The sequence below is a fragment of the Donghicola sp. genome, from assembly GCF_025210255.1.
GTDB classification, from domain to species: Bacteria; Pseudomonadota; Alphaproteobacteria; order Rhodobacterales; family Rhodobacteraceae; genus Donghicola; species Donghicola eburneus.
The window spans coordinates 1-3,994 of record NZ_JAOARZ010000001.1; the positions used below are offsets into that span (position 1 = coordinate 1).

Genomic DNA, 3,994 nt, shown 5'->3' on the forward strand with positions numbered 1-3,994 from the left:
GCGCCCACAAGCATGGCAACGCCGAGCGCTGCGGCGGTCAGTTTCTGGAATATCATTGGGGCAACATCCTCCCTACCCACTGCGGTTCTTGTCCCGCTCTTTGGAGCGGGTCTGGCTATTGAGCCCGGTATTCGAACAAACATCGAATACCGCATCAACTTAGAGGCAGCCCGAGTTGGAGTCAAGGGGTCTGCTCCGGCTGGGGGCAGAATGACACCCTAAGGCTGGGTGTCATCGGTTTTTCCACCTGTATTCGCCCGTGAGCAGGATATGCGCCCATCCGAGGGGCGAGATATGCGCCAGGAGTTGAGATGAACAATCGAGACCAGCCCGCTTTCGCGTGGTGACGGCATGTCCAAGGTGCTTAGTATTCCAGTAGATGATGATCGCGGCCAGCAGGTTCAGCCCGGCCAAGCGATAGTGCTGTCCTTCAGAGGTTCGGTCTCGGATTTCGCCCTGACGCCCGATGCGTAGGGCGTTTTTCAAGGCGTGGTGTGCCTCGCCTTTGTTCAGGCCGATTTGTGCGCGGCGCTGCATGTCAGCGTCAAGCAGCCAGTCGATAATGAACAGGGTGCGTTCAATGCGCCCGATCTCCCGTAAGGCAACAGCCAGCTCGTGCTGACGGGGATACGATGCGAACTTCCTCAACAGCTGGCTGGGTGGCATGACACCCGCCGCCATAGTGGCGACGGCGCGCAAAATGTCCGGCCAGTTTTCAGTGATCAGCTTTTCTCTGATCTTTCCGCCGACCAACCCGCGGATTCCCTTCGGCGTCGCAGCGGGGTCGAAGAGATAGAGCCGTTTTGACGGCAGGTCGCGGATGCGGGGAACGAAGCGATAAGACAGGAGCGCGGTTGCCGCGAAGACATGATCCGTGAACCCCCCGGTGTCTGCATATTGCTCTTTGACCGTCTTCCCCACCTCGTTCATCAGTAGGCCGTCCAGAATGTATGGGGCCTCACTTACAGTCGCAGGGATGTTCTGTGTGGCAAACGGACCGAATTGGTCAGAGACATGGGTGTAGGCCTTTAAACCGGGCTCCTGCCCATACTTCGCATTGATGAGGTTCATCGCCTCGCCATGCCGCGTTGTTGGAAAGAACTGACCGTCGCTTGAAGCTGTCATCCCGCCGCCCCAGAATTGCGCCATCGGCAAATTGGCCTGCGCCTCGATCACCTTGGCGAGCGCCCTGTTGATGGCATCGCTTTCAACATGCCACCGGGACAAGCGCGAGAGTTGGAAGTAGTCATGTGAACTGGTCGCCTCGGCCATTTTACTGAGGCCAAGGTTCAATCCCTCGGCCAGCAGCACGTTTAACAACCCGATGCGATCCTTGCAGGGAACGCCGGTGCGCAAATGCGTGAAGGCTTCGGTGAAGCCGATATCGTCATCAACTTCCTGCAGCAGATCGGTGATCCGAACGGCGGGCAGGCGGCCATAAAGATCAAGCACCATACCATCAGCATCCGCCGGGATCGCTGCCGTCAAACGATCAACCTTGAGAATGCCGTTCTCGATTGAACCGCCGGGAATCGCGCCGGTTCGAGTGGCCTTGGCCAAACGCTTCATACCTTCTGCCAGCCTTGCCTTGCGAACATCGAGCCAGATCTCAGGCTCGAATGGCATCGTCAGGCGCGGGCACGCCTTGGCTGTTTCTATCGGTACCAAAGCTTGTTTCAGATCAGCGTAACGCCGGGAATGGGGTAGCCAGATATCGCCGGATCGGAACGCTTCACGCACCTGGAACAACACAGCGACCTCCCAGAGCCGATTGTCACCTGGGTCCTGGGCATTGAGGTGTTGATGCCATTTCGAGGTTCGGCGCAAGAAGCCAACCTGGCGGAGTGCGTCGGTTTGATCATCGGCGATGACCTTAGTTGCCTGCATTAAAGGTGCCGCCACCGGGGCGGCGCAGATATCGAGTGCCCGCAGCATTCTTGGGGCATAGCGGCGAAACCGATGATACCCATGGGCGACATGAGACAACGCGTCGGCTGCCATCGTGTCGGTCAACTCGGCTGCGGTTGTCACCATGCTTTCGAGTTCAGACCAGCCGCACGCAACTTCGACGGCGGCATCAAGGGACGCGCCATCTGCCTTGGCTTCCAGCAGGGCAGCACCCAGATCCTTGAAGGAAAGCAGTGTCTCACGCAGCGAAGATCTGGCATCCGCGATACGTGCGTCGGACAGCCTTTTCGCATCCCGCCAGGTCTTTCCAACAATCCGGTCGTGGGTTTCGATCACGGCATCGGCGATGGCAGCCTTCCACTCTACCGCACAGACAGCGAGGATCGCCAAGCGCCGGTCACTGGTGATATCGCGTAAACCGTCGGCAAAGTAGCGCTCGCCCTGGCGGCGCAGGCGGGTGATCCGATGTGGCGGTATGTCGGACAGAATGTCCGGTGATAGGCCCAATTCTTGCAAAAACTCCAACCGGTCCAGAAGCCGTGATGCTCCCGCCGAGTTGCTGCCTGCCTCGAAACGGCGAAGCCAGATGAATCGGGTGACATTACCATCCACGATCTCGGTCAACAGCGCGTCCAGGCGTTCTTTCATTTCATCGGCGATCCTGTTGGTGATCCGGCATTCGGTCTGGCGTTCAGCCGAAACCAGAGCATCTGCGCACAGCCGTTCGATGACAGAGATGCCGGGCAGGATCACCTGCGACCGGCGGCACTCTTCGATAAATCGGCGCGCCAGATCTTCGTTGGATCGGGCAGTTTCCGCTTCATTCTCAAGCCAGGCCTTCAAACTGCGCGCGCCTTGGCCCGAGAACATCTTGAAGCCATAGATATGGCGCAGGGCGCGCAGGTGCTGCTGACGGGTTTGCCGACGTGCAGCATAGGGTAAGACTTCGTCGCCGATCAGACCCAACTGGGCCGCGATGAAACGCAATACTTTTTCCGGGATGACCTCGCCAGATGACAACAGCCGCCCAGGATAGCGTAGGACACAGAGTTGAAGTGCAAAGCCGATCTTGTTCTCTGGCCGCCGCCGTTCGTTGATATGTTCAATATCGTCGTCTGCCAGCGTGTAATGCCGCAACATCAAGGTCTCGTCAGTTGGCAGGTCGAAAAGCGCCGAACGCTGGCGCTCGGTCAAGATGGACCGTCTTGGCATTCTGGAATGTCCTTGTTAATCAGATGTCTGTTCGGGACATACCTCGCACCAGCAAAATTAACGACTTGCAAGTTCAAATTCCAAGGAGGTTCAACTGGGACAGCGCGCAGCCATCTATGCCAGAGTTTCCACCGCCGATCAGTCGTGTGAAAGGCAGGTGATGGAACTGACTGGTTTCGCAGAACGCGGCGGTTATGAGGTGATCGGTGTATTCAAAGAAACGGCCTCGGGTGCCTCCGCCAATCGTGTTGCCCGGAACCGAATTCTCGATCTGGCTCAAGCGCGGCAGATAGATGCCATCCTTGTCAGCGAGTTGTCCCGGTGGGGCCGCTCCACTCAAGACCTGTTGGACACTTTGAATAAGCTGGCTGGCTGGAAGGTTTCGGTCGTCGCCATGAGTGGCATGACTTTCGAGCTGGACACGCCGCATGGCCGGATGATGGCGACCATGCTGGCAGGAATTGCCCAATTTGAACGCGACTTGCTCAGCGAACGCGTCAAATCAGGCCTTGCTGCGGCCCGGGCACGCGGCAAGAAGCTCGGGCGCCAACCCGGACAACGACCGAAATCCGACAAGCTTGCACCGAAAGTCGTTCAAGCTGTGGCAGAGGGGCGCTCATATCGGTGGATTGCCCGCGATCTTGGTATCAGCAAAAACACCGTGCTCGACATAATGAAACGACACAGGGACAACTCTTAGGGTGTCATTCTGCCCCCAGCCGGAGCAAACCCCAGTCAATTCGGGCTGACGGTCCCGGTTGCAATCTTCAAACGAATGAGAGGCTGCCCCAGCGGCAGGTCAGAGCATCGCGCCCGCGATCAGCAGGGCGGTCATGACGATCACGTAATAGGTCAGGATGAATGGCCCGTTCCA

General features: G+C 58.1%; 2 protein-coding genes. One reads left to right on the forward strand and one right to left on the reverse strand.

Annotation, left to right across the window (positions count from 1 at the left end; all coding sequences use genetic code 11):
- Positions 1 to 231 precede the first annotated feature (231 nt).
- Positions 232 to 3,120, reverse strand: a complete 2,889-nt coding sequence (locus tag N4A58_RS00005; RefSeq protein ID WP_292305139.1) for a Tn3 family transposase — start codon at positions 3,118 to 3,120, stop codon at positions 232 to 234.
- Positions 3,121 to 3,232: 112 nt separating this feature from the next.
- Between N4A58_RS00005 and N4A58_RS00010 the strand changes: the two genes are divergently transcribed.
- Positions 3,233 to 3,820, forward strand: coding sequence for a recombinase family protein (locus N4A58_RS00010; protein ID WP_292305143.1), 588 nt, complete (start codon positions 3,233 to 3,235; stop codon positions 3,818 to 3,820).
- The last annotated feature ends 174 nt before the right edge of the window (positions 3,821 to 3,994 follow it).